The 25,239-nt window shown below is 67.4% G+C and carries 21 protein-coding genes; 10 read left to right on the top strand and 11 right to left on the bottom strand.

What is annotated here, in order from left to right; translation table 11 throughout:
* Window position 1: 1 nt before the first annotated feature.
* From gyrA to dnaA, 7 genes are all read right to left on the bottom strand, one after another.
* The gene (gene gyrA / locus AC3RXZ_RS11460) at window positions 2-2,551 is read right to left on the bottom strand and encodes a DNA gyrase subunit A (RefSeq protein WP_491494091.1); all 2,550 of its coding nucleotides are present in this window, start codon (window positions 2,549-2,551) and stop codon (window positions 2-4) included.
* A gap of 79 nt (window positions 2,552-2,630) precedes the next feature.
* Entirely contained in the window at window positions 2,631-4,694 is a 2,064-nt protein-coding gene (gene gyrB, locus AC3RXZ_RS11455) for a DNA topoisomerase (ATP-hydrolyzing) subunit B (RefSeq protein WP_243228426.1), read from the bottom strand.
* Between the two features lie 118 nt (window positions 4,695-4,812).
* The gene (locus AC3RXZ_RS11450; protein WP_243228427.1) at window positions 4,813-5,316 is read right to left on the bottom strand and encodes a DciA family protein; all 504 of its coding nucleotides are present in this window, start codon (window positions 5,314-5,316) and stop codon (window positions 4,813-4,815) included.
* Complete coding sequence (gene recF, locus AC3RXZ_RS11445; protein ID WP_491494090.1) at window positions 5,313-6,494, bottom strand: DNA replication/repair protein RecF; 1,182 nt, start codon at window positions 6,492-6,494, stop codon at window positions 5,313-5,315. Before recF ends, AC3RXZ_RS11450 begins: the two co-directional genes overlap by 4 nt.
* 413 nt (window positions 6,495-6,907) lie before the next feature.
* Complete coding sequence (locus AC3RXZ_RS11440) at window positions 6,908-7,372, bottom strand: GNAT family N-acetyltransferase (protein ID WP_491494089.1); 465 nt, start codon at window positions 7,370-7,372, stop codon at window positions 6,908-6,910.
* Entirely contained in the window at window positions 7,373-8,515 is a 1,143-nt protein-coding gene (gene dnaN, locus AC3RXZ_RS11435) for a DNA polymerase III subunit beta (protein ID WP_243228430.1), read from the bottom strand.
* A gap of 767 nt (window positions 8,516-9,282) precedes the next feature.
* The gene (dnaA, locus tag AC3RXZ_RS11430; RefSeq protein WP_243228431.1) at window positions 9,283-10,674 is read right to left on the bottom strand and encodes a chromosomal replication initiator protein DnaA; all 1,392 of its coding nucleotides are present in this window, start codon (window positions 10,672-10,674) and stop codon (window positions 9,283-9,285) included.
* A 318-nt stretch (window positions 10,675-10,992) separates the two neighbouring features.
* Between dnaA and rpmH the strand changes: the two genes are divergently transcribed.
* The 10 genes from rpmH to AC3RXZ_RS11380 all read left to right on the top strand — a co-directional run bounded on the left by rpmH (window position 10,993) and on the right by AC3RXZ_RS11380 (window position 19,576).
* Window positions 10,993-11,130, top strand: a complete 138-nt coding sequence (gene rpmH / locus AC3RXZ_RS11425) for a 50S ribosomal protein L34 (RefSeq protein ID WP_005054680.1) — start codon at window positions 10,993-10,995, stop codon at window positions 11,128-11,130.
* A 51-nt stretch (window positions 11,131-11,181) separates the two neighbouring features.
* The gene (gene rnpA / locus AC3RXZ_RS11420) at window positions 11,182-11,487 is read left to right on the top strand and encodes a ribonuclease P protein component (RefSeq protein WP_249223810.1); all 306 of its coding nucleotides are present in this window, start codon (window positions 11,182-11,184) and stop codon (window positions 11,485-11,487) included.
* Window positions 11,484-11,834 (top strand): membrane protein insertion efficiency factor YidD, encoded by a 351-nt coding sequence (gene yidD, locus AC3RXZ_RS11415; RefSeq protein WP_243228433.1) that lies wholly within the window; start codon window positions 11,484-11,486, stop codon window positions 11,832-11,834. The genes rnpA and yidD overlap by 4 nt, the downstream gene beginning before the upstream one ends.
* Before the next feature lie 3 nt (window positions 11,835-11,837).
* Window positions 11,838-12,905, top strand: a complete 1,068-nt coding sequence (yidC, locus tag AC3RXZ_RS11410) for a membrane protein insertase YidC (RefSeq protein WP_243228434.1) — start codon at window positions 11,838-11,840, stop codon at window positions 12,903-12,905.
* Complete coding sequence (locus AC3RXZ_RS11405) at window positions 12,905-13,399, top strand: Jag family protein (protein WP_243228435.1); 495 nt, start codon at window positions 12,905-12,907, stop codon at window positions 13,397-13,399. Before yidC ends, AC3RXZ_RS11405 begins: the two co-directional genes overlap by 1 nt.
* Before the next feature lie 30 nt (window positions 13,400-13,429).
* Complete coding sequence (rsmG, locus tag AC3RXZ_RS11400; RefSeq protein ID WP_491494088.1) at window positions 13,430-14,056, top strand: 16S rRNA (guanine(527)-N(7))-methyltransferase RsmG; 627 nt, start codon at window positions 13,430-13,432, stop codon at window positions 14,054-14,056.
* Window positions 14,057-15,870: 1,814 nt separating this feature from the next.
* Window positions 15,871-16,764 (top strand): ParA family protein, encoded by an 894-nt coding sequence (locus AC3RXZ_RS11395; protein ID WP_491494087.1) that lies wholly within the window; start codon window positions 15,871-15,873, stop codon window positions 16,762-16,764.
* Window positions 16,764-17,723 carry a ParB/RepB/Spo0J family partition protein gene (locus AC3RXZ_RS11390; protein ID WP_243228438.1) on the top strand — a complete coding sequence of 320 codons (960 nt, stop codon included), beginning with the start codon at window positions 16,764-16,766 and terminating at the stop codon, window positions 17,721-17,723. Before AC3RXZ_RS11395 ends, AC3RXZ_RS11390 begins: the two co-directional genes overlap by 1 nt.
* Before the next feature lie 68 nt (window positions 17,724-17,791).
* Window positions 17,792-19,231 carry a sugar porter family MFS transporter gene (locus AC3RXZ_RS11385; RefSeq protein ID WP_491494086.1) on the top strand — a complete coding sequence of 480 codons (1,440 nt, stop codon included), beginning with the start codon at window positions 17,792-17,794 and terminating at the stop codon, window positions 19,229-19,231.
* Window positions 19,232-19,240: 9 nt separating this feature from the next.
* Entirely contained in the window at window positions 19,241-19,576 is a 336-nt protein-coding gene (locus AC3RXZ_RS11380; RefSeq protein ID WP_243228440.1) for a tryptophan synthase subunit alpha, read from the top strand.
* A 387-nt stretch (window positions 19,577-19,963) separates the two neighbouring features.
* Here the strand turns inward: AC3RXZ_RS11380 and trxA are convergent, their stop codons facing one another.
* The 4 genes from trxA to AC3RXZ_RS11360 all read right to left on the bottom strand — a co-directional run bounded on the left by trxA (window position 19,964) and on the right by AC3RXZ_RS11360 (window position 25,143).
* Window positions 19,964-20,287 carry a thioredoxin gene (gene trxA / locus AC3RXZ_RS11375; RefSeq protein ID WP_243228441.1) on the bottom strand — a complete coding sequence of 108 codons (324 nt, stop codon included), beginning with the start codon at window positions 20,285-20,287 and terminating at the stop codon, window positions 19,964-19,966.
* Between the two features lie 65 nt (window positions 20,288-20,352).
* Window positions 20,353-21,327 (bottom strand): thioredoxin-disulfide reductase, encoded by a 975-nt coding sequence (trxB, locus tag AC3RXZ_RS11370; RefSeq protein WP_491494085.1) that lies wholly within the window; start codon window positions 21,325-21,327, stop codon window positions 20,353-20,355.
* 70 nt (window positions 21,328-21,397) lie between these two features.
* Window positions 21,398-23,014: a murein biosynthesis integral membrane protein MurJ gene (murJ, locus tag AC3RXZ_RS11365; RefSeq protein WP_243228443.1), complete on the bottom strand. Its 1,617-nt coding sequence runs from the start codon at window positions 23,012-23,014 to the stop codon at window positions 21,398-21,400.
* Entirely contained in the window at window positions 23,011-25,143 is a 2,133-nt protein-coding gene (locus tag AC3RXZ_RS11360; protein ID WP_491494084.1) for a DUF6049 family protein, read from the bottom strand. Before AC3RXZ_RS11360 ends, murJ begins: the two co-directional genes overlap by 4 nt.
* Between the last annotated feature and the right edge of the window lie 96 nt (window positions 25,144-25,239).

Below are 25,239 nucleotides of genomic sequence, written 5' to 3'. Positions count from 1 at the left end.
CTCAGTTTTCCTCAGGAGTCTGTGTGTTCTCGGAAACGGGCGTCTCGGGTTCCGCCTCGGCGTCTTCCTCGGCGAGGCCGCGCTCTCCGTTGCGGGCGATGGCCAGAATGCGATCGTCCTCGGACGTCCTCGCGAACACCACACCCATGGTGTCGCGGCCCTTCGCCGGGACCTCGGCCACGGCAGAGCGTACCACCTTGCCGCTGGACAGAACCACCAAGACCTCGTCGTCCGCGGCGACCATCAGACCGCCCGCGAGCGTGCCCCGATCGTCGTTGAGCTTGGCGACCTTGATGCCGTATCCGCCGCGTCCCTGCACACGGTACTCCTCGACCGCGGTGCGCTTGGCGTACCCGCCGTCGGTCACCACGAACACGAACTGTCCCGGTGCGGCGACGGATGCTGAGAGCAGACTGTCGCCTTCACGGAACTTCATGCCCTTCACGCCCGCCGTCGCGCGTCCCATCGGACGCAGCGCCTCGTCGGTCGCCTGGAAGCGGACCGACATGCCCCGGCGGCTGATGAGGAGGATGTCGTCCTCGGCGTTCACCAGCAGCGCGCCGACGAGTTCGTCGTCGTCGTTCAGGCGGATCGCGATGACGCCGCCCTGGCGGTTGGTGTCGTAGTCGCCCAGCCGCGTCTTCTTGACGAGGCCGTCGTGCGTCGCGAGCACGAGGTAGTCGGCGACGCCGTAGTCGCGGATGTCGAGGATCTGCGCGATCCCCTCGTCCGGCTGCAGCGCCAGCAGGTTCGCAACGTGCGTGCCCTTGGCGTCGCGTCCGGCCTCGGGCACCTCGTACGTCTTCGTGCGGTAGACGCGGCCCTTGTCTGTGAAGAACAGCAGCCAGTGGTGCGTCGTCGTGACGAAGAAGTGCTCGACGATGTCGTCGGCGCGCAGCTGCGCCCCCTTGACTCCCTTGCCGCCGCGGTGCTGCGAGCGGTAGTTGTCGCTGCGGGTGCGCTTGATGTAGCCGTCACGCGTGACGGTGACGACCATCTCCTCTTCGGCGATGAGGTCCTCCATGGACACGTCGCCGTCGAATCCATGCAGGATGTGCGTGCGGCGCTCGTCGCCGAAGCGCTCGACGATGCCGGTGAGCTCCTCGCGGATGATGGCGCGCTGGCGTGCCGGGTCGACGAGGATCTCGTTGTAGTCCGCGATCTTCGCCTCGAGCTCGGTGGCCTCGTCGATGATCTTCTGGCGCTCCATCGCGGCGAGCCGGCGCAGCTGCATCTGCAGGATCGCGTCCGCCTGCACCTCGTCGATCTCGAGGAGCTTCTGCAGTCCCTCATTGGCATCCTGCGCCGTGGGCGAGCGCCGGATCAGGGCGATGACCTCGTCGAGGGCGTCCAGCGCCTTGAGGTAGCCGCGCAGGATGTGCATCCGTTCCTCGGCCTTGCGCAGGCGGAACGCGGTACGACGGACGATGACGTCGATCTGGTGGTCGATCCAGTGCATCACGAAGCCGTCGAGCGCCAGCGTCCGCGGCACGCCGTCGACGATCGCGAGCATGTTCGCGCCGAAGTTCTCCTGCAGCTGGGTGTGCTTGTACAGGTTGTTCAGCACGACCTTCGCCACGGCATCGCGCTTGAGGACGACGACCAGACGCTGACCCGTGCGGTCCGAGGACTCGTCGCGGATGTCGGCGATACCGGTGATCTTGCCGTCGCGGGCGAGGTCGCCGATCTTCACCGCCAGGTTGTCGGGGTTGACCTGGTAGGGCAGCTCGGTGATCACCAGGCACGTGCGGCCCTGGATCTCCTCGACGTTCACCACGGCGCGCATCGTGATCGAGCCGCGGCCGGTGCGGTAGGCCTCGTGGATGCCCTTGGTGCCGAGGATCTGCGCACCGGTGGGGAAGTCCGGACCGGGGACGCGCTTGATCAGGCCCTCCAGCAGCTCCTCGCGGGGGAGGCCGGGATTCTCCAGCGCCCACAGCGCGGCGTCGGCCACCTCGCGGAGGTTGTGCGGTGGGATGTTCGTGGCCATGCCGACCGCGATGCCGACCGAGCCGTTGACGAGCAGGTTCGGGAACCGCGCCGGCAGCACGTCGGGCTCCTGCGTCTGCCCGTCGTAGTTGTCCGAGAAGTCGACGGTCTCCTCTTCGATGTCGCGCACCATCTCGAGCGCGAGCGGAGCCATCTTCGTTTCGGTGTACCGCGGGGCCGCGGCCCCCATGTTGCCGGGGGACCCGAAGTTGCCCTGTCCGAGAGCGAGTGGGTAGCGCAGCGACCATGGCTGCACGAGCCGGACGAGCGCGTCGTAGATCGCCGAGTCGCCGTGCGGGTGGTACTGACCCATGACCTCGCCGACGACACGGGCGCACTTCGAGAACGACTTGTCCGGCCGGAAGCCGCCGTCGTACATGCCGTAGATCACGCGGCGGTGCACGGGCTTGAGGCCGTCGCGCACATCCGGCAGCGCGCGGCCGACGATGACGGCCATGGCGTAGTCGAGATAGCTGCGCTGCATCTCCGACTGCAGGTCGACCTGGTCGATCTTGCCGTGGTCGTGTCCGGCGTTGATGTCGGGGCGTTCTTCGTCAGTCATGGGTTCTTCTCTGTTCGGATGCTGATCCGGAGGTGAATGCGGAAGCCGGCGTCGGGCTTCGGGATGTCCTGGTGAAAGGTCAGATGTCGAGGAAGCGGACGTCCTTGGCGTTGCGCTGGATGAAGCTGCGGCGGGACTCGACGTCCTCGCCCATCAGCACGCTGAAGATCTCGTCCGCCGCGGCGGCGTCGTCGATCGTCACCTGGCGGAGCGTCCGGGTGGTGTGATCCATGGTGGTCTCCCACAGTTCCTTGGCGTTCATCTCGCCGAGACCCTTGTAACGCTGCACCCCGGCGTCCTTCGGCATCCGCTTGCCGTTCGCCAGGCCGTCCTTCAGCAGGGCGTCGCGCTCGGCATCCGAGTACACGTACTCGTGCGCCGAGTTCGACCACTTCAGGCGGTACAGCGGCGGCATCGCGAGGTAGACGAAACCGGCCTCGATGAGTCCGCGCATGTAGCGGAACAGCAGCGTCAGCAGGAGGGTTGTGATGTGCTGGCCGTCGACGTCGGCATCCGCCATCAGCACGATCTTGTGATAGCGGGCCTTCTCGATGTCGAACTCCTCGCCGATGCCCGTGCCGAAGGCCTGGATCATCGCCTGGACTTCCTTGTTGCCCAGTGCCTTGTCGAGTCGCGCGCGCTCGACGTTGAGGATCTTGCCGCGCAGCGCCAGGATCGCCTGGGTATGCGGGTCGCGACCCTGCACCGCCGAACCGCCTGCGGAGTCCCCCTCCACGAGGAAGATCTCGCTGATCGAAGGGTCCTTGCTCGTGCAGTCCTTGAGCTTGTCGGGCATCGCGGCCGACTCGAAGACGCTCTTGCGGCGGGCGGTCTCGCGGGCCTTGCGGGCGGCGAGACGAGCGGTCGCGGCATCGATCGCCTTGCGGACGATGTTCTTCGCCTGCGCAGGATTGCGGTCGAACCAATCGCCGAGCTGATCGCCGACGACCTTCTGCACGAAGGCCTTGGCCTCGGTGTTGCCGAGCTTCGTCTTGGTCTGACCCTCGAACTGCGGCTCGGAGAGCTTCACCGAGATCACGGCCGTCAGCCCTTCGCGGACGTCGTCGCCGGAGAGGTTGTCGTCCTTCTCCTTGAGGATGTTGTTCGCACGCGCGTACTTGTTCACCAGCGTGGTCAGCGCCGCGCGGAAGCCCTCTTCGTGCGTGCCGCCCTCGTGCGTGTTGATGACGTTCGCGTACGTGAACACGCTCTCGGTGTAGGACGTCGTCCACTGCATCGCGATCTCGACGGAGATCTTGCGCACGGTGTCCTCGGCGGCGAAATCGATGATCTCGTCGTTGACGACCTCGGCATGACGCACCTTGTTCAGGTACTCGACGTAGTCGACGAGCCCGCGCTCGTAGTGGAACACGTCCGCGCGCTGCTTGGTGACGGTCTGACCGTCCACCTCGGTCTCGTAGGTCGCGCCCTCGCGCTCGTCGCTCAGCTCGATGCGCAGTCCCTTGTTCAGGAACGCCATCTGCTGGAAACGGGTGCGCAGCGTCTCGTACTCGAACTCGATGCCCTCGGTGAAGATCTCGGCGTCCGGCCAGAACGTGATGCTCGTTCCGGTCTCGGTGGTCGCCTCGCCTTTCTCGAGCTGCTGCTGGGGCACACCGCCGTCGGCGAAGCTGTGCCGCCAGACGAAGCCCTTCTGCTTGACCTCGACCTCGAAGCGCGTGGAGAGCGCGTTGACGACGGAGGAGCCGACGCCGTGCAGACCACCGGAGACGGCATAGGCGCCGCCGCCGAACTTCCCTCCGGCGTGCAGGATCGTCAGCACGACCTCGACCGTGGACTTGGTCGGGTCGGAGGAGTGCGGATCGACCGGGATGCCGCGGCCGTTGTCGACGACACGGACGCCGCCGTCGGCGAGCAGCGTGACCACGATGGTGTCCGCATGACCCGCCATGGCCTCGTCGACCGAGTTGTCGACGATCTCCTGGACCAGGTGGTGCAGGCCTCGAGGACCGGTGGATCCGATATACATACCGGGTCGCTTGCGCACCGCCTCGAGTCCTTCGAGGATCTGGATGGAGTCGGCGCCGTACTCGGCTTCGACCTTGGCGGAGGAGCTCGCCTGCGCGTCGGGGGTGCCCCCGGTGGTCGATTCCGTCTCGTCAGCGGGGGATTCAGGCGTCATCAGAGGGCATTCTCCACATCGATCTTGTGGTCTCCAGTCTACCTGTACCGAGACCGGTTCATGGCGCTGAAAGGCCGTGTGTGCCCCTCAAATCGATCGGGATGCCTCCCATGGTGTCCTACCCGTAGGTATCGCGCGGGCCCCGTCCTGGGACGGCTCTCGGTCCCCATTTCCAGGAGGGGACGTCCGGGCCGATGAAGCGGAGGTTTTCCACACCCGCCGCCGGATAACGCTTGCCGATCTCGGTGAGGATCGTTCCCCGCATGTACTGGAGGTTCTTCGCCCACGCGGTGGAATCGCACTTGATCGTGAGCATCCCGTTCTCGAGCGAGACCGGATCGGAGTGCTTCGCGGTGTCGGCGCCGGCGAGGTCCGCCCACTGGCGGACGAGGTCCTCTCGGGCCATCGTTGACTCCCAGCCGGCCTCTTTGGTGAGGACGTCCAGGACGGCACCGAGGGACCCAGGGTCGCGGCCGGGGGTGAACGGGGCGTTCTCGTCGTCGTCCGCGATGCGGCGCTTGCGCTTCCAGTTCTTCGAGCTGGGCTTGAGGCCGCGCAGGCGCAGATAGGTCGCGACGGTCTCGGGGATCTCGGATGCCGTGTGCGTGATGTGCTCGGTCATTCGTCGCCCTCCTCGTCTCCTTCGTCGTCCCGGTCGTCGCTGATCGTGCCCGCCGCGATTCGCACGACGTGACGATGCAGCACCTCGGGAATATCCTCCTCGACAGCAGCGGTCACCACCACCTGCTCGTACCCGCTGGTCAACGCGGCCAGTCGGCGCCGGCGATCCGCATCGAGCTCCGCGAACACGTCGTCGAGGATGAGCACCGGATCCCCCGCCGGAGACTCGGCCCGCAGCAGCTCCGCCGACGCCAGTCGCAGCGCCAGCGCGACCGACCAGGACTCGCCGTGGGACGCGTACCCCTTCACCGGCAAGGACCGCACCCGCAGAATGAGGTCATCGCGATGCGGGCCGACGAGCGTCAGACCGCGGTCGAGCTCCTGGGTGCGCTTGGCCAGCAGCGCGGCACGGAACGTCTCGGCGATGTCGGCTCGCTCCACCGCAGCGGACTCCGCCGCCTCGCCCTCTTCGGGATCTCCGCCGCGCACGGACAGCGCCCATTCCAGCTCCGGCCGGTGATCCGCGCCGGCGATCGCCGCATACGCGTCGGCCAGCGGTGACTGCAGGTCGGCCGCCAGGCGCTGACGCGCGACGATGATCTCGCTGCCCAGCGCGATCAGCTTGTCGTCCCAGACCTCGAGCGTGGCGAGCGCCTCGCCCCGGATGCCACGAGCCCGCGCGGACTTGAGCAGCGCCGTCCGCTGCTTGAGCACGCGATCGTAGTCGCCGAGCACCCCCGCCATCCGCGGTGTCCGCTGGATGAGCAGCTGATCGGCGAACCGTCTCCGCGAGGACGGATCGCCCCGGACGATCTGGAGGTCCTCCGGCGCGAACAGCACGACGTGGGCGTAGCGCGGGAGCTCGCTCGTCTTCACCGACGAACCGTTGATCCGCGCCTTGTTGGATCCCTGACGGTTGAGCTGCACCTCGACCAGGACTCGGCGCTCACCGACCGAGAGGCGCGCGCGGATGATCGCGAACTCCTCCCCGTCGCGGACCATCGGCGCGTCGGAGGACACCCGATGCGAACCGAGCGTCGCGAGGAACACGATGGCCTCGGCGAGGTTGGTCTTGCCCTGGCCGTTACGGCCGACGAGCACGTTCGGGCCGCGGTGGAGAGTGAGGTCGGCGGTCGCGTAATTGCGGAAGTCGACCAGGTTCAGGTGCTCCACAATCACGGGAGTCAGCCTACCGGCGGTGGCTGACACGCTCTCCGCTCGTTGAGCGAGGGAGGCGCAGCCGACCGAGTCGAAACGCGGTCTGCGCGGAGGAGCATGGGGGGCTCGCCTGCGGCATCGCGGAGAGAAGTGCCGGGCTCCGGGATTCCTCCGTTCGCTCGCGGAGGGTCCCTCCCAGCTTCGCTGGGCCCCTCCCGATGCTCGCTCACGGAGAATCCCTGCGCCCTCTCTTGGAGGGAGGCCGACTCCCGTTCTGGGAAAGGGAGGGGATGGGATGGGGAGGCAGCGTCGGCTTCGCCGACGGCTGCGCCATGTCCGCCCTCCATTCCTCTCGCTCGTTGAGCGAGGGAGGCGGAGCCGACCGCGTCGAAACGCGCTCTCCACGCAGCCGCCTGTGTGGAGGTTCGCGCCGCTCAGGCCGAGGGGTGGGGGAGGGTGCGTTCGAAGAACGCCTTCTCACCGTCTCGGCGGGATTCGGTGAACCCGGCTCTGAGGAGGACGCGCTGCGACGGGAGATTGGCGAGGTCGGTGTCCGCGATCACGCGATCGGCGCCATGGGCGGCGGCGATCCGGACGGCATGCGCCACAGCATCCGACGCCAGGCCGCGACCGCGCGCCGAGGGGACCAGTCCGTACCCGATCTCGACGGTGCCGTCCTCCGGTGGGCCGAAGAAGCCCAGGCCGCCGACGGCGACGCCGTCCTCATCCCGGATCGCGTACAGCGTGAACACGGGATGCGGGTCGGTCGCCGCGGCCAGCATCCGCAGCGGGACGAGCTCATCCGCGAACGGATACTCGGCATGCCAGCGGTCGCCGGGCTGCTCGTCGCGAGCGATGATGCCTGCGGCGAGCTGCGGGGTGATCGGCTCGAGACGCACTCAGCGCAGCAGGAGGTTCGGCTGAAGCAGGTACTTGTACGAGTCGTTGCCGGCCTGATCGACCGAGGTCTGGCTCGTCACGAGGATCGGGCTGAGCTTGTTGGCATTGTCGCTCGAGGTGAACGTGACCCGCACGAACTCGCTCTTGACCGCGCCGAGCGCCTCGACGAGGTACTGCGGGTTCAGCCCGAGCGTCACCTCGTCACCGCCGGAGAGGTGCGCGTCGACGGACTCGGATGCGCGAGCCTGCTCACTGCCCGAGGCATCCATCGTGACGCTGTCCGTCGAGAACGTGAAGCGCAGCGGAGCCGCCCGGTCCAGCACGAGCGAAACACGGCGCACGGCCTCGATGAGATCGGCCGTGTTGACCACGGCGTAGTGGTCGGTCTGCTCGGGGAAGAGACGGCGCACGGGCGGAAAGTTGCCCTTGATCAGCAGAGAGGTCACCGTCTTGTTGCCGGCGGTGAAGGCGATGATCTCCCGATCCCCCTCGCCCGAGAACGCGATCTCGATGTTGCCCGCGTGAGCGAAGGTCTTGCCGACCTCCTGCAGTGTGCGAGCCGGCACCAGCGCGGTCTGATCCGACGACGTGCCGTCCCACGGCACGTCCCGCAGCGACACGCGGTACCGGTCGGTGGCGACGAGGCTCAGCGTGGTGCCGGAGACCTCCAGCTGCACTCCGGTCAGGACGGGAGTGACATCGTCTCGCGAGGCGGCGAAACCGACCTGCGCGATCGCCGTGCCGAAGTCCTCCGCGGGGACGACACCGCTGGACCCGGACACCTCGGGAATCGAAGGGTATTCCTCAACCGGCATCGCGGCGAGCGTGAACCGTGCCGAACCGCACGTGACGGCGATGCCCCCGTCGTCCTCGACGGCGATCTCGATCGGAGCGTTCGGCAGTCGGCTGGCGATGTCGGAGAGCAGTCGACCGTGGACGAGGATCGTTCCGGCCGTCTCGACTGTGGCCTCGATGGTCGTCCGCGCGGATGCCTCGTAGTCGAACGCCGACAGCGTGAGCCCTGCGTCTCCGGCCTCGATCAGGACACCCGCCAGGATCGGCTGAGGGTTCCGCTGAGGCAGCAGCTTGACGACGAAGGACACTGCTTCGCTGAAGACATCGCGGTTGACCTGGAACCTCACGGGCGCTCCCTCGTCGTGATTACAAGACCTGAGCGGGCGGGCCCGCGTCAGGGCTTCCCATCGTATCCCTACAGCGTGACCGCGCCATACGCCCGGTTTCCACACCTCCGAGGTGATCGAATCGCCCTTCATCCGGGTTAACTCGTTAACGGTGTTAACAGTTGTGGATACTGTGGATAAGTCGGTGGATATCAGTCGAGAGTAGGAAACTACACGGCTGTGAGATGTGGAATCGCTGAGGAAACCGCGGGTTTCGAGGAGATCGGCCGCTGTTCATGCTGGCCTAGTTATCCACAGGATGCCGGTTCCGGCATCGATTCGTCCCGTTAACTTCGGGATCCATCCACAAGTTATCCACATGTGCAAAGGGGCGTATCGGATGGGGCGCGTGGGCGTCAAGTCGGTCGTTCGGGGGACAACGGGGGCCGAGGGGCGAGGGGCTCGTCTGCGACATCGCGGGGCGTGGTGGCGGGCTGCGGGATGCTCGGGTCGTTCGCGGAGGGTCCCTCCCGGCTTCGCCGGGGCCCTCCCGATGCTCTCGACCCGAGCATCCCTCCGCCCTCCTTCGGATGAGATCGCATCATCCGACTACTGAGAAGGGGGAGGGAAGGGCGGCAGCGTCGGCTTCGCCGACGACTGCGCCAGGAACGGGGAAGGCGCGCGGTGGGCAGGGTCGGCTTCGCCGACGACTGCGCGACGAAGGTCAGCGGGGGCAGCGTCGGGCTTCGCCCGACGGCTGAAGGTGAGGGAAGGAAGGGAAGGGAAGGTCAGCGGCGGCCGAGTTGAGTGGTGATCTCGGTGACCTGGTTGTAGATGGAGCGGCGCTCCTTCATGAGCTCGCTGATCTTCTTGTACGCGTACATCACGGTGGTGTGATCGCGGTTGCCGAAGAGCTGGCCGATCTTGGGCAGGGAGAGGTTCGTGCGCTCGCGGCACAGGTACATCGCGATCTGTCGGGCCGTCGCGATCTGCTGCGAGCGGCTCGAGCCGTAGAGGTCGTCGACCGTGAGCTTGAAGTACTGCGCCGTCGCGGTGATGATGTCCGTCGGCGAGATGATGTTGTCCTCGGCGGTGTCGACGATGTCGCGCAGCACGGTCTGGGCCAGAGCGATGTCGAGAGACGAGCGGTTCAGGCTCGCGAACGCCGACACGCGGATGAGAGCGCCCTCGAGCTCACGGATGTTCGACGACACGACCGTCGCGATGTACTCCAGTACCTCGTCCGGAATGTGCAGTGCCTCGCTCTGCGCCTTCTTGCGGAGGATCGCGATGCGGGTCTCCAGGTCGGGCGCCTGCACATCGGTGATGAGTCCCCACTCGAAGCGACTGCGCATCCGATCCTCGAAGCCGGTCAGGTGCTTGGGCGCCACATCGCTGGTGATGACGACCTGCTTGTTGTGATCGTGCAGCGTGTTGAAGGTGTGGAAGAAGGCCTCCTGCGTCTCCGCACGGCCCTGCAGGAACTGGATGTCGTCGATGAGGAGGATGTCGACATCACGGTAGCGGGCCTGGAACGCGGATCCGCGGTTGTTGGCGATCGAGTTGATGAAGTCGTTCGTGAACTCTTCGCTCGAGACGTACCGGACCTTGACTCCGGAGTAGAGGGACTGCGCATAATCCCCGATCGCGTGCAGCAGGTGGGTCTTCCCGAGACCGGAGTCGCCGTAGATGAACAGCGGGTTGTAGGCCTTCGCCGGTGCCTCGGCCACGGCGACCGCGGCGGCATGGGCGAAACGGTTGGACTGTCCGATGACGAAGTTGTCGAAGGTGTACTTCGGGTTGAGTCGCGACTCGTGGCGGATCGCGGTCGGCTGCTCGATGGGCGATTCGACGCGCGGTGTCTCGATGCGGGCGAAGTCCGGCACGGCGATGGGTGCGGTCGGCTGATCGGCGAGCTCATGGTTCACCACGACCCGGAACGAGGTGACCTCTCCCCCCGCCTGCGCGAGACCCTCCATGAGGGGGATGCGGAGCCGCTTGTTGATCTGCGCCGCGGTGAGATCGTTGGGCACGTCCAGATAGAGCGTGGTCCCCATGACGCCGGCCGGCACGGCCAGGGAGAGGAAGCCGTGCAACTGCGGCGTGACACGATCATCGTCCGCCAGGACCTCGAGCACCTCGTTCCAGACCGGGACGTCGGGATGGACAGGCGAGGACATGGCGCTCCGTGCGGGGGACGGTCGGAGAGTCGCCGAGCGGCCGGCCCCCCTGTGGATAACTTCGGATGCCACGGTAGTCATCGCGGCTGAGAAGGGCAACCTGCCGCGGAAATCCGGCGGGCGTGTTGGACGAGCCCGGGTGCACGGCCTTGTGGATAATGGCTGTGCGGATCGGGTGCCACGGTGGGAGCCGGCACGCGGGGATTTGCCCTGCGTGTCTGACTGACGTACCCTAAATCGGTTGACTTATGCCCATTTGGGCAGTTCCCCATGTCTCCGGTCGATCCGTATCCGGTGACTGACTTCCCGGAGTGATCCATGAGCAAGCGCACCTTCCAGCCCAACAACCGTCGCCGCGCCAAGAAGCACGGCTTCCGCGCCCGCATGCGCACGCGCGCCGGCCGCAGCATCCTGTCGGCCCGCCGTGCGAAGGGCCGCACCGAGCTCTCGGCGTAACCCGCCGTGCTCGCCCGCCCGCACCGTCTGACCCGCGGCGATGACTACCGGATGGTGGTCCGACGCGGTTCCCGGTGCGGTGGCGCGCGCGTCGTCACGTCTCTGTTGACGACCGGCGATGCGGAGCGAGCGGCCCGGTTCGGGTTCATCATCAGCAAGCAGGTGGGTAACGCTGTGATCCGCAACACCGTGCGACGTCGGCTGAAAGCCGTGTGCGCGCAGTTGCTCAGCGAGATCCCTCAGGGCACGGATGTCGTCATCCGTGCCCTTCCTGCATCCGCGACCGCCTCGTTCTCGGAGCTGCGCGCCGATGTCGAGCGCTGCGTCCGTCGACTCTCCCCACCGGTGACGGCGTGAGCGCGCTGCCGTCGTACGCCACCGGGCACGGGCATCTGCACGCCGAGGACATCGTGCGGAGCATCCCGCTGATCCCCCGTAACCTCGTGCTCGGTTTCCTCGCCGGATATCGCAAGGTCATCTCCCCGCTGTACGGGGATGTGTGCGCGTACTACCCCTCCTGTTCCGCCTACGCTGTAGGTGCGGTGCAGCAGCACGGTGCGGTGAAGGGAGCGATGCTCTCGGCATGGCGCATCCTCCGCTGCAATCCCTGGACTCGGGGCGGCGTCGACGACGTCCGCCCGCACAAGCATTTCCGCTACGACCTGACCGCAAGCGGTTTCGTCGTTCCTCTTCGAAAGGACTGAACAGTGGGTCTTGACCTTCTGCTCGCCTCCGCGACACCGACGGACGCTCCCGCGAACACCGGATTCGATCTGCTCGGCACGATCCTGTGGCCCCTGAAGTGGGCGGTCGAGGCCGTGCTCGTCTTCTGGCACTGGCTCTTCACCGCCGTCGGCCTTCCGGCCGCCGCCGGCCTCACCTGGATCCTGTCGATCGTCGGTCTGGTGATCGTCGTGCGTGCCGCGGTGTTCCCGCTGTTCGTCCGACAGATCAAGAGTCAGCGGAAGATGATGGAAATCGCTCCTGATCTGCGGAAAGTTCAGGAGAAGTACAAGGGCAAGAAGGATCAGCTCTCTCGCGAGGCGATGAGCCGCGAGACCATGGCGCTGTACAAGAAGCACGGCACGACGCCGATGTCGAGCTGTCTTCCGCTGCTGGTGCAGATGCCGATCTTCTTCGCCCTGTTCAGCGTGCTCAACGATGTGACGAAGCACGCCGTCGCGGGTCAGGGCGGCGTCGGGCTCCTGAGTCCGGAGCTCACGAAGGAGTTCTACGACGCCACGATCTTCGGGTCGGTGTCGCTGCACGGCACGCTGGGCAACGCGATCGAGACCCAGAACGTCACGGCGATCGTCCTGCTGGTGATCCTCGTCGTGCTGATGATCGCCTCCCAGTTCTTCACGCAGCTGCAGATCATCTCGAAGAACCTGTCGCCCGAGGCCAAGACCGGCCAGGCGTATCAGATGCAGAAGATCATGCTCTACATCCTGCCGCTGGGCTTCATCTTCTCCGGCGTCTTCTTCCCGCTCGGTGTCGTCGTGTATTGGTTCGTCTCGAACCTGTGGACCATGGGACAGCAGTTCCTCGTGATCCGCGAGATGCCGACCCCGGGTTCTGAGGCGGCCAAGGCCCGCGAGGAGCGCCTGGCGCGCAAGGGCAAGGCCATCAACTCCGAGGGCAAGGTCGTCCCGATGGCCGCCTACGAGGCGGAGCAGAAGCGGATGCTCGAGGAAGCCGAGAAGGCCAAGGCGGAAGCACCCAAGCGGCAGCAGCCGGTCGGCAAGAAGCGCGCCAAGAAGAAGGGCAACAACTGATGAGCGTCGAGAACGTCACCGAGCGCACGGCCCCGAGCGTCGCCGACCTCGAGGCGGAGGGCGATGTCGCAGCCGACTTCCTGGAGGAGCTGCTCGACATCGCGGACATCGACGGCGACCTCACGCTGGATGTCCGACAGGGACGCGCCTACGTCTCGGTGGAGGCGGAGGGTGAGGGCATCGAACTGCTCTCCGCGCCGGACACGGTCCAGGCTCTGCAGGAGCTCACACGTCTGGCGGTCCAGAGCAAGACCGGTGCATTCTCCCGGCTCATCCTGGACATCGGAGGCTCGCGCGACGCCCGTCGTCGTCAGCTCGAGAAGCTGGTCGATGCCGCCGTCGTGAAGCTCGACGAAGGTGCATCGCAGGCATCTCTGCCCTCGATGTCCAGTTACGAGCGCAAGCTCGTCCATGACATCGTCGCGGATCGCGGACTCACCTCGGAGTCGTACGGTGAAGGCGCGGACCGCCACACCGTCATTCGCCGGCACTGATGTTTCACGTGAAACATCGGGGAGCCGTCGATGAGTGACGTCGAGATCGAGCCGGCTGTCGCCGCGGACCTCGTCGGCGAAGGAATCGAGGTCGCACGAGCCTTCACGGCTGCGCTGGTCGAGCAGGGCGAGGAGCGCGGACTCATCGGCCCGCTGGAGCTCCCGCGGATCTGGACACGCCACATCCTGAACTCGGCGATCGCCGCTCCCCTCATGCATGGTTCGGTCGCAGACATCGGTTCCGGCGCCGGCCTGCCGGGCATCGTGCTCGCGATCGCACGGCCGGACGTCCGCTTCACGCTCATCGAGCCGATGGAGCGACGCGTTGCCTGGCTCGACGAGCAGGTGGCTTCCCTGGCGCTGACGAACGTCGAGGTGGTGCGCGCACGCGCCGAGGAAGCACGGCGGCAGCGTGAGTTCGACGTCGTCACAGCTCGCGCGGTCAGTGCGCTGCGTACGTTGATCCCCCTGACCGCACCGCTTGCGCGCGATGGCGGAGAGCTCGTGCTGCTCAAGGGTGCCAACGCCACCAACGAGATCGAGGCCGCTCAGAAGCCCGTCAAGAAGTACCTGCTCTCGGACGTGCGCGTCGAGGTGCTGGGGGAGGGCGTGCTGTCGGAGACGACGCGCGTCGTTCGGGCTGTCGTTCGGGGGTAGTTCGGGTGTCTTCGGTCGTCGGTTGATGCGGCTGAGGGGCTGATGAGCGGTTGGTGGCGGGCGGAGGGATGCTCCGTTCGTTCGCGGAGGGTCCCTCCCAGCTTCGCTGGGGCCCTCCCGATGCTCACTCTCGGAGCATTCCTCCGCCCTCTTCCGGGATGGACACGCGCCTGTACACGCGCGCGTGGCGTTGGGGCGGGAGGGGAGGGGCAGCGTCGGCTTCGCCGACGGCTGCGGCATGAGCGGGGGAGGCTTCGGCGGATGTTTCACGTGAAACGGCCGGAGCGATGCCGACGACGTCGTTGAATATGGATGGGCGTGGGGTGGACCTGCGGTGGGCGGTCATGATCACGCGGCGATCTGGCGGTGACGGGCGAGCGATCGCGTGATGGCGGGGTGGATGTTTCACGCGGAACAGGATCACCCGGCTTCGGGCCACGGCATCGCGGACTACGAGTCTGGGGCGCGGGACGGGTGGTCCCAGTCGGCGCTCGATTCGTCGCGCGATGCCGCATCGCACGGACGATCGGTGTGGGCATGTCGTGCGATGGTGGTGCGAGAGTGTTTCACGTGAAACGGATTGCTGACCTCAGGGTCAGGATGACCGAGAGCAGGGGCGACAGTGGACTACCGGAGAGTTCGCGTGCCGGTGGAACTGTGGTGGCGGGCGGACGGTGCCGTCGACAACAGCATGGCCGTCGATGCTGTCGACGGAGACGTCATCACTTTGATGAACGGGGCATGTGTACGTGATGCGGGATGGCGCGCTTCCACAGAGCATGCGGGAGAGCGCGCGGCGTGCACGGTTGGCCTCCACCTGCTCGCCAGTTGTCGATCGTCCTTGGGCGTGAGCAATGGGTCTGGCTGCATTCTCGGTTGCGACGGTGGTCATCGTCTAGGGGTGAGGACGGGGAGCTCGTGAGACTCATTCGTCAGCAGCTCGACCTTGAGAGCCGTTCCACGTGAAACGTCGTGGGATCTGTGCCTGAGGCCGGTTCGTTTCGGCTGTTGCAGTACCGCCGAGAAGAGAAGGCCCGCCTGGCCGAATCGACACCGCTGCACGGCCTCTCCCTTTGGTGCACTCAACGGTACGTCCTCGGTTCGCGTGAGTGGAACGGCAGGTCAGTGCGGGGGATTTAGCTCGTTCCCAATGTTGCCCGCCGGCCATCCGAGACAACGTGGTCACCCGCCGCAGAGTCCCGCCCACCTCACCCCAAGGCGCCAGCGGGTCGATCTGGTTAGTGTTGTCCCGCTCCCGCTGCGGCGTGATCAATCTCGCGGGGCGAGTCGTCCTGTTGCCGTGGCTGTGCCCCGGAGGTCATCTCCCCCGTTTCACGTGAATCACACCGTCGAACCCACGCCTCCACCCCCGACTTGCGCGATTCGCCCGCCGGGGGAGCGCATGGTGCTCGTACCGAACCCGCCCTTGGGTTCTGCTCTGAGGATCCACTCCGCCGACGCGCGCGCCGATCCACCCCTACCTACCGTTTCACGTGAAACACCCCGCGCGCAGTCGTCGGCGAAGCCGACGCTGCCTCCCCTCTCCCTCCCCTCTTCGCTGTCCCGCCGCGGCCCCCGGCTTCGTCCTGAAAGGGCGCAGGGGTGTCGTCGTGAGAGCATCGGGAGGGCCCCAGCGAAGCTGGGAGGGACCCTCCGCGAACACGACGACACCCCGGAGCCCGGCACCATCCCGGAACGGCCCCGTCAGGCTGAACATCAACGTCCCTCGCCTCGATTAGAGTGGAACGCGGCCCCGAAAGGAGTGGATGTTTCACGTGAAACAACCCGAACAGGCACCGAACGATGGCTTCGGGATGGACACCCCACTCGCCCGCGAAATCGCCGATCTGAGCGCGCGCCGGCGGGCCCTGGAGGACATCTCCCTCGACTTCGACGGCTCCCAGACCCGCGTCCTGACGATCTCGAATCAGAAGGGCGGAGTCGGCAAGACGACCACGGCGGTGAACATCGCGTCCGCCCTGGCGAACCTGGGCGCCCGCGTGCTCGTGATCGATCTGGACCCGCAGGGCAACGCATCGACGGCGCTCGGCATCCCGCACAGCGCTGAGGTCACGAGCATCTACGACGTGCTGATCAACGACGTCCCGCTCGCCGAGATCGTGCAGCCGAGCCCGGAATCCGAGAACCTGTTCTGCGCGCCCAGCACGATCCACCTCGCCGGCGCCGAGATCGAGCTCGTGGCGCAGGTCGCCCGCGAGCATCGGCTCGGACGTGCACTCGAGGCGTACATCGCCGAGAACCCGCTCGACTTCGTGATCATCGACTGCCCGCCGTCCCTCGGACTGCTGACGATCAACGCGTTCACCGCGGCCTCCGAGGTGTTCATCCCGATCCAGTGCGAGTACTACGCCCTGGAGGGACTCAGCCAGCTCCTCGGCAGCATCCAGATGATCCAGAAGCATCTGAACCCGAAGCTGCATCTGTCCACGATCCTGCTCACGATGTACGACGGTCGTACGCGTCTCGCGCAGCAGGTCGCGGACGAGGTCCGTGGGCACTTCCCGGAGCAGGTGCTCCACACCGTCATCCCCCGGTCGGTCCGGGTCTCCGAGGCGCCGAGCTTCGGGCAGACGGTGATCGGCTATGACGGGACCTCGGCCGGCGCCATCGCGTACCGCGAGGCGGCCGTCGAGATCGCGCAGCGCACCGCAGCGCGCACCAGCAGCACACAGAGCAAGGAGAACTGATGGCGAAGCGAACCGGACTCGGACGGGGGATCGGCGCTCTGATCCCCACGACGGAGCAGACCGAGCGGCCCGTCGACGTCTTCTTCCCCGGCGCGAAGATCACACCCGCGGCCCCGGTCGAGACGGAGGAGACCCCCGAGCTCGCCGCAATCCCCGGCGTGCGTCTGATCCAGGTGGACCCTCACCAGATCGTCCCGAACCCGCGGCAGCCGCGCAGCCACTTCGACCCCGAACATCTCGCCGAGCTCGTCCACAGCGTGCGGGAGTTCGGCGTGCTGCAGCCGGTCGTGGTCCGCACGAACGCGGACGGCGCGTACGAGCTCATCATGGGCGAGCGGCGCACACGAGCCGCCCGCGAGGCCGGGCTCGAGACGATCCCCGCGATCGTCCGAGACACCACCGACGAGGATCTGCTCCGCGACGCCCTGCTCGAGAACCTGCACCGGTCGGAGCTGAATCCCCTGGAAGAGGCATCCGCCTACCAGCAGCTCCTGGAGGACTTCGGCATCACGCAGGAGGAGCTCGCCGGTCGGATCGGACGGTCGCGACCGCGGATCAGCAACACCATCCGTCTGCTGAAGCTGCCCGTTCCGGTGCAGCAGCGCGTGGCCGCCGGCGTGCTCTCGGCCGGTCACGCGCGGGCGATCCTCAGCCTCGATTCCCCCGAGGCCATGCAGCGCCTCGCCGACAAGATCATCAACGAGGACCTGTCTGTCCGTGCCGCGGAGGAGGCCGCCAAGGCGACCCCTCGGGATGCCGGGACGAAGGCTCCGAAGCCGCAGCCCGGTGCCCGACGCGCCTATCTCGACGAGGTCGGCAGCAAGCTCGGCGACCGCCTGAACACGCGCGTCAAGGTGAACCTCGGATCGCGAAAAGGCCAGGTCGTCATTGATTTCGCTTCGATTCAGGATCTCAACCGCATCCTGGCCGAACTGGGGGAGGACGGCTACGGTTCCTGACGGATCCGCGCCAACCCGCACCGATCGGCCCGCGGCGCAATAGACTCGGCCGGGAACGGGGGATCGACATGTCGGAGCAGAGAGCGACCGGTCGCATCAGCGGACGGGTCATCGGAATCAGCATCGCGGCGGCCCTGGGCGGCTTCCTCTTCGGGTTCGACACGGCGGTGATCAACGGCGCCGTCGACGCCCTGGCCGGAGCGTTCGACCTGGGGCCCGCGCTCCAGGGATTCGCCGTCTCATCGGCGCTCCTCGGATGTGCGGTCGGCGCGTGGTTCGCCGGGTCGCTGGCGAACAAGTGGGGCCGTATCCCGGTCATGGTGATCGCGGCGATCATGTTCCTGGCCTCCTCGATCGGCTCGGGACTCGCGTTCGGGGTCATCGACCTGATCGTGTGGCGCGTCATCGGCGGACTCGGCGTCGGGGCGGCATCCGTCATCGCGCCCGCCTACATCGCCGAGGTCTCGCCGGCCCGCATCCGCGGCAGGCTCGGATCCCTCCAGCAGCTCGCGATCGTGCTCGGCATCTTCGCCGCGCTGGTCTCCAACGCGATCCTCGCCAATGTCGCGGGCGGCGCATCCTCCGTGCTCTGGTGGGGGCTGGATGCCTGGAGATGGATGTTCATGGCGGAGGCCGTGCCGGCGATCGTCTACGGCGTGATGGCGCTGCGTCTTCCCGAGTCCCCGCGCTTCCTCGTCGCCCGAGGACAACTCGACAAGGCCTCGCAGGTCCTGTACGACTTCACCGGTGAGACCGACGTGAATCTCAAGATCCAGGAGATCAAGGCGACGATCAACACCGAGAAGCACGAGTCCCTCCGAGACCTCCGCGGCAACCGGCTCGGTCTGAAGCCGATCGTGTGGGTGGGCATCCTGCTGAGCGTCTTCCAGCAGTTCGTCGGCATCAACGTGATCTTCTACTATTCGACGACGCTGTGGCTGTCCGTGGGATTCGATGAATCCAACGCCCTGCTCACCTCGGTGATCACGTCGATCACGAACATCGTCGTGACGATCGTCGCGATCCTGCTCGTCGACAAGGTCGGCCGTCGCCCCATGCTCCTGATCGGCTCGATCGGCATGACCATCACGCTCGGCCTCATGGCCGTCGCTTTCTCGTTCGGGACCCTCGAGAACGGCAGTGTCGTCCTGCCGCAACCCTGGTCGCTGATCGCGCTCGTCTGCGCCAACGGATTCGTGGTGTTCTTCGGTGCGACATGGGGACCGCTCGTGTGGGTGCTCCTGGGGGAGATGTTCCCGAACTCGATCCGCGCCGGCGCCCTCGCGGTCGCCGCCGCCGCCCAGTGGATCGCGAACTTCTTCATCTCGACGACCTTCCCCGCCTTCGCCGAGATCGGGCTGACTTTCGCCTACGGCTTCTACGCGTTCTTCGCGGCCCTGTCGTTCTTCTTCGTGTACTTCCAGGTTCCCGAGACGAAGGGCCGGGAGCTGGAGACCATGACGGATGTCGTGGAGATCACGCGCCGAGGACATCCCAAGCGCGCGTAGGCTTGTTCAGTGACCGAAGCCATTCCCCGCCGAGCCAGCCTCGAAGTCCTGCGCGCAGAAGCCGCCGACGAACTGGCCGTGCTCATTCAGGAACGGCTGCTCGGCGGTGAGGATCCGTGGGACTTCATGGAGGACCTCCCCAGCGTCGATGAACTCGTCGTGTATCTGCTGCGCGCCGACAACATCGCGGCGAACGACGGCGTGCGGCCGAACGCGGCCCGGCATTACCGTGTGCTGCGGCAGATCGCGCTGGAGTATCCGCAGCTGACGCCGGCGGTGTGGAAGCTCCTGGGCGATGGGCCGAAGTACCGGCGGTGGGATGCGTCGATCGCCGACGCCTCGTAGGGGGCGTTTCGCGATCGCTGAATGAATGAGCGGGGAGCTCGGCTTCGCCATCGCGGGGGAGAGAGACACGGGACTCGGCTTCGCCATCGCGGGACACACGCCGGGCTCCGGGATGCTCCCCTCGTTCGCGGAGGGTCCCTCCCAGCTTCGCTGGGGCCCTCCCGATGCTCTCTCCGGGGAGCATCCCTGCGCCCTCTCTGGGAGAGGAACGGATCGTTGGCGATCCATCGGAGAGGGGGAGGAGAAAGGGAGAGGGGAAGGTGCAGGCCGGGGTTCATGCCGGAAGCGGCATGTTTTGCGAATGAGCGCGAAGAGCGCCGGTCTTCGACAAATGACGAAGGCCCGCGCCTCCGGGGGAGGGCGGGCCTTCAGGGTCTTCGGGGACGATCAGCCGATGAACTCGGCGAGGTCCTGCTCGAGGGCGAACTTCGGCTTGGCGCCGATGATCGTCTTGCGCTCCTCGCCGGCGGAGAACACCTTCATCGCCGGGATCGAGGTGATCTGGTACTTCATCGCCAGCTCGGGGTTCTCGTCCACGTTGAGCTTGAGGATCGTGATCTTCTCGGGATGCTCGGACTGGATCTGGTCGAGCACCGGTGCGACCATGCGGCACGGACCGCACCACTCCGCCCAGAAGTCCACCAGAACGGTGCCCTCGGCCTGCAGCACATCCTGATCCCACGTCGCCTGGCTCGTCGCCTTAGCAGTCATCAGCCTTCTCCTTGATTCGAGGTCTCACCTGCACCAACAGCAGGCAGAGGGAAAGTGTTCCCGGGTCAGCCGACGATGATCTCGGCGGCCTCCGCAGCCGGCACCTCGACCGAGGCATCCTCGAGATCCGCGAGGAAGTGCTCGGCGTCCAGAGCCGCGACGGTACCGGAGCCCGCGGCGGTGACCGCCTGGCGGTAGTGCGGGTCGATGACATCACCCGCGGCAAAGACCCCGGGCTTCGACGTCACGGACGAACGGCCGTCGACCCAGATCGTGCCTTCGTCGGTGAGGTCCAGCTTGCCGTGCACGAGATGCGTGCGCGGGTCGTTGCCGATCGCGATGAACAGGCCGTCGAGCGCCAGGTCGCGCATCGACCCGTCCACCGTGGAACGCAGCTGCACGCCCGAGACAGAATCGCCGCCGAGGATCTCGGTCACCTCGCTGTTCCAGACGAACTCGATCTTCTCGTTCGCGAACGCGCGCTCCTGCATGATCTTCGAGGCGCGCAGCGTGTCCTTGCGGTGGATCACGTAGACCTTGTCCGCGAAGCGCGTGAGGAAGGTCGCCTCCTCCATCGCGGAGTCGCCGCCGCCGACGACCGCGATCGTCTTCTCGCGGAAGAAGAAGCCGTCGCACGTGGCGCACCAGGAGACGCCGTAGCCGGACAGGCGCTCCTCGCCCTCGATGCCGAGCTTGCGGTACGCGGAGCCGGTCGCGTAGATCAGAGCCCTCGTCTCGTGCTCGGTGCCCGAACCGAGCGTCACCTTCTTGACCGGACCGTCGAACTCCAGCGAGGTGACGTCGTCGTAGACGACCTCCGTGCCGAAGCGCTCGGCCTGCTGCTGCAGCTTCGCCATGAGGTCCGGGCCCTGGATGCCCTCCGGGAAGCCCGGGAAGTTCTCCACCTCGGTGGTGTTCATCAGCTCTCCGCCGACCTCGACCGAGCTGGCGATGAGCAGGGGCTCGAGATTGGCGCGAGCCGCGTAGATGGCGGCCGTGAAACCTGCCGGGCCGGACCCGATGATGATGACCTGACGCATGTGCTCTCCTCGTTCCACTGCTTCAACCCATGGTAACGGCGGGACATTCCCCCTGGCCGGAAGCCGCGGCTCACCGCCCGGGCAGGATCCGCTTCACCAGAGACCTCGCGACCTGCAGCTCCGGCGCGCGCAGGACCCACAGAAACACGACGTAGACCGCGACGCTGACCGCGGCGATGATCCCCGCCCCGAGCACGCCCAGGATCTTGTCCGCCGTCGTCCATCCGCCGACGCCGCCCAGCAGCACGAAGACGCCCCACCCGGCGGCTGCGGCGGGAACGCCTGCGAGCACGAACCGACCGATCGACAGCATCCACCGTCCGGTCTCGAGCGAGCCGAGGCGGCGCCGCAGCAGGATCGTCGCGACGACCGTCTGCACCGTGCCGGCCACCGACTGGCCGAGCGCGACCGCCGCCGCGAGCAGCGTGATCGGGAGGACGTCGCTCGCCGACAGCCACCAGGCGATCGTCGCCGTCAGCGCCACGAGGACGCACTGGAACAGCGTGAAGAAGAACGGGGTCCGGGTGTCGCCGTACGCGTAGAACGTGCGCTGCACGATGAACAGCACGGCCAACGGCAGCAGACCGACGAGGTAGCAGATCAGCACGACCGCGGCGTCGACGGCATCCGAGGACGAGTTCGTGAACACGCGCGACGCCGGCACGGCGGCCGCCACGACGGCCGCCAGTGCGCCCACGAGGAAGAACCCGAGGGTCCGGATGCTGCGCGAGACGTCCGCCCGGACGTCGTCGTCCCGTCCGGCCGCCGCGTGCTCGGACAGCTGCGTGAAGTAGGGGGTGCCGATCGAGTGCACGATGATCGAGTACGGCAGCATGAAGATGAGCCAGGCGTTGTTCATCACCGTGACGGCCGCGCCCTCGCCGGATGCCTCGTTGGCCACCCAGTTCTGATAGAACCCGGCCGCCATGCTCGACAGCGCCATGAGCAGCGTCCACCCGGCGACCCGTCCCACGTTGCCGAGACCAACGCCGCGCCAGCGGAAGTCCACCTTCAGAGCGAGCCCGGTCCGCCGCCAGAACAGCAGCAGGATGCCGGCCTGCACGGCGATCCCGACGGTGGCCGTCCCGCCCAGCCAGGCGACCATGTCGGGAGTCCAGGCGGCGACGTCGACGAGATCGCCGCCGAAGATCGCTCCGATCAGGAGGAAACCGATGATCGAGATGATGTTGTTCGCGATCGGCGCCCACGTGAACGGGCCGAAGATCCGCTTCGCGTTCAGCGTCTCGCCCACGAGCGCGTACAGCCCGTAGAACAGGATCTGCGGCAGGCACCAGTACGCGAAGGCGGTGGCCAGGGCGAGCTGCTCGACGTTGTCGGCCTTCAGCTGCAGGGTCACCAGCCAGGGCGCTGCCACCGTCGCCGCGGCGGTCGCGACGACGAGCACCACGGTGCCGAGCGTGAAGAGCTTGGAGATGAAGGCGTTGCCGCCGTCCGCGTCCGCGCTGGCCTTGACGATCTGCGGCACGATCACCGCGGTCAGCACCCCGACGGAGATGAGGTTGAACACGCTGTTGGGCAGCTGGTTGGCGATCGCGAACGCGTCGGCGGCCTGCGACCCGACGGAGCCGATCACTCCCACGAGGACGATGGTCCGCAGGAGTCCCGTCAGACGGGAGACGAGGGTTCCCGCGCCCAGCAGCGCGCTGGCCCGGCCGAGGCTGGTCATCGATCTCCTTCGTCGGATGCCGAGGCGGCATCGCGCGCATCCGAGGGCTCGGGAGCGGACTCCGTTGCCGCGCTCTCCTCCGCCCGCGTGCGGCGCCTCCGGCGCACCGTGCGCACCACCCCGAAGACGAGAAGCAGGACGATGACGGTCGCGAGGATGCCGAGTCCGATGTTCTCCCACTCGGCGCGCACCGTGACGTCGGCGGTCTGCGGCTCCCCGATCGGGACACCGGTGGGACTGGTCAACGAGAAGCGCACCTGCAGCTCGCCGCTCGCGACGCGGGACTCCACCGGCACGAGCACCCGGGTGCTGTTCTGGGCGAGGGCTTCGACCTGCGTGTACGGTTCGATCGCGATGCGCGAATCAGAGGGCCGCACCTCGAGCTCGAGCTGCACGGGCCAGGGCAGGTCGTTGCGGATCCACACGGGCAGCGACACATTGGCGCTGACCAGCTGGATGGGGGCCGGCTCCTGCACCGCGACCGAGTCCAGCGTGCCCACCGTGGCCGCCCGGTGGTCGGCGTACTCGGCGTCGAAGGCGGCGTCGCTCAGTCCGACGCCGATGAGCCGCAGGATCCGGATGCGCTCCGGTGCGAGCAGCACCTGGGGATCGGCGAGAATCGTCGCGAACGCCTCGAGGGCGTCCTCGTCCGCCAGCAGCGTCGTGAGCTTCGAGGCCCGATCCGCGTCGGGTTCCGCCTGCAGGGAGGTCTCGGCGGGGGGTGTCGCCTGCAGCGCGTGCAGCGGCACGGCACTGCTGGTCTCGATGACGGCGCGCAGCGCCTCGGCGGAGCGCGTCTCGTCGCGGTCCAGGCCGATCAGGATGCCGGAGGCCGGTGCGCCCGCGAAGGACAGCGCCGCGTTCGCCTCCGCCAGGAGTTCCTCCCGGACGTCCGCGTCGGGTTCCGCCGCTGCCGCGGACATCGCGGCGGACACCTCGGCATGCGTCACGAGCACGGCGGCGTCCCCGACGCGCGCGTGCGCTCCGGCACCCGGGTCGGCGACCGAGGTCGACGGCAGGATCGTCGTCGCGGCGGTGCCGAGGTACGCATCGAAGGTCGCGAGATCGGCCGTCGTGACGTCGCCGCGGGGCCACAGGATCCCGTCGAGCTCGCCGCGCATCGCCGTGAGGTCGGCGAGCTCGGGAAGCTGCACCTCGGTTCCCGGGGTGGGCGACGGGGTGGGCGTCGGTGTCGGATCCTCGGCCACGGGGAAGTCGGCGACGTCCATGAAGGTGTCGAGAGTCGTCGGTCCCAGCAGCGCCGGCAGGCCGGCGTGCGCCTGCGTCGCGGCATCCGCATCGCCGAACTGGAGCGCGAAGGTCTCGTTCGGAAGCCTCTCGAGCTTCTCCAGCCAGGCGATCGCCGTGGCGGGAGCGCTGTCGCCGAGAGCGCGGATCGCGGCGGGGATCGCGGGGTCCACCGCGAGCACGGCCGCCGTGCCCGTCACACCGTCCAGTTGCGCCGCGAGGGCGCCGTCCGCCGCCGTGAGCGCCGTCAGCTCGTCGACGCTGAGCAGGCCGCCGGACGCCGGTGTGGCAGTGATCGGGACGACGACGGAGATCTGCGGCGCGGCGCCGGCACGCACGGTGAGCACCGACCGCACGGTGAGCGCCCATCCGGTGCCGTTGGTCGTCGTCGCGCCGGAGAGCTCGGAGCTGACCGGATAGACCCCGGGGGCGAGTCGCTGTACGAGGTCCGAGGTGGCGGCGACGGGGGTCTCGAGGGAGGCCTGCGAGGCGACCGGGGCCGTCGGAGCGGAGAACAGTGTGGTCGGCGCCCCCGAGGAGACGCCGGAGTTCAGCCAGGACGTGACGGCCGCGGAATCCGCGAGCGGCGTCGTTCCGAGCTCGAGGGAGACGCGTGCGGCCGAGAGCTCCTGAGCGGTGCCGTTCTCGATCGTGACGGTGCCCGACAGCGGCGCTCCCGCGGTGATCGCCCCATGTCCGCCGAGTTCGAGGCCCAGGGTCACCGTGCCGCCCGTGGCCGGGTCGTCCGCCGTGTCCGCCACGGCCGGACCCGGGCTGCCGAGGACGCCGAGCACCACGGCGAGGGCGGCGACGACGAGCGCCGCGACAACGCGGACGGAGAGACGCCGACGCGCGCGCGGAGCTGCAGAGGGGATGATCACGGTCTCGGGGTCTTCCTCGAACGCGGCGAGCGGTTCGTGAGTGCGGACCCTGTGATTCTAGGCGCGGCGGTGATCCGAACCCTGAAGGCGCGTAGA

The organism is Microbacterium cucumeris (genome assembly GCF_058349845.2).
The sequence above is the reverse complement of the archived record's forward strand: the minus strand, read 5'-3'. Positions and strand labels throughout refer to the sequence as shown.

Excerpts from the sequence above, each read along its gene's own strand:
- gyrA (WP_491494091.1), bottom strand. The coding sequence starts at position 2,551 with ATGACTGACGAAGAACGCCCCGACATCAACGCCGGACACGACCACGGC.
- gyrB (WP_243228426.1), bottom strand. The coding sequence starts at position 4,694 with ATGACGCCTGAATCCCCCGCTGACGAGACGGAATCGACCACCGGGGGC.
- AC3RXZ_RS11450 (WP_243228427.1), bottom strand. The coding sequence starts at position 5,316 with ATGACCGAGCACATCACGCACACGGCATCCGAGATCCCCGAGACCGTC.
- dnaA (WP_243228431.1), bottom strand. The coding sequence starts at position 10,674 with ATGTCCTCGCCTGTCCATCCCGACGTCCCGGTCTGGAACGAGGTGCTC.
- rpmH (WP_005054680.1), top strand. The coding sequence starts at position 10,993 with ATGAGCAAGCGCACCTTCCAGCCCAACAACCGTCGCCGCGCCAAGAAG.
- rnpA (WP_249223810.1), top strand. The coding sequence starts at position 11,182 with ATGGTGGTCCGACGCGGTTCCCGGTGCGGTGGCGCGCGCGTCGTCACG.
- AC3RXZ_RS11405 (WP_243228435.1), top strand. The coding sequence starts at position 12,905 with ATGAGCGTCGAGAACGTCACCGAGCGCACGGCCCCGAGCGTCGCCGAC.
- rsmG (WP_491494088.1), top strand. The coding sequence starts at position 13,430 with ATGAGTGACGTCGAGATCGAGCCGGCTGTCGCCGCGGACCTCGTCGGC.
- AC3RXZ_RS11395 (WP_491494087.1), top strand. The coding sequence starts at position 15,871 with ATGGACACCCCACTCGCCCGCGAAATCGCCGATCTGAGCGCGCGCCGG.
- AC3RXZ_RS11390 (WP_243228438.1), top strand. The coding sequence starts at position 16,764 with ATGGCGAAGCGAACCGGACTCGGACGGGGGATCGGCGCTCTGATCCCC.
- AC3RXZ_RS11385 (WP_491494086.1), top strand. The coding sequence starts at position 17,792 with ATGTCGGAGCAGAGAGCGACCGGTCGCATCAGCGGACGGGTCATCGGA.
- trxA (WP_243228441.1), bottom strand. The coding sequence starts at position 20,287 with ATGACTGCTAAGGCGACGAGCCAGGCGACGTGGGATCAGGATGTGCTG.
- trxB (WP_491494085.1), bottom strand. The coding sequence starts at position 21,327 with ATGCGTCAGGTCATCATCATCGGGTCCGGCCCGGCAGGTTTCACGGCC.
- murJ (WP_243228443.1), bottom strand. The coding sequence starts at position 23,014 with ATGACCAGCCTCGGCCGGGCCAGCGCGCTGCTGGGCGCGGGAACCCTC.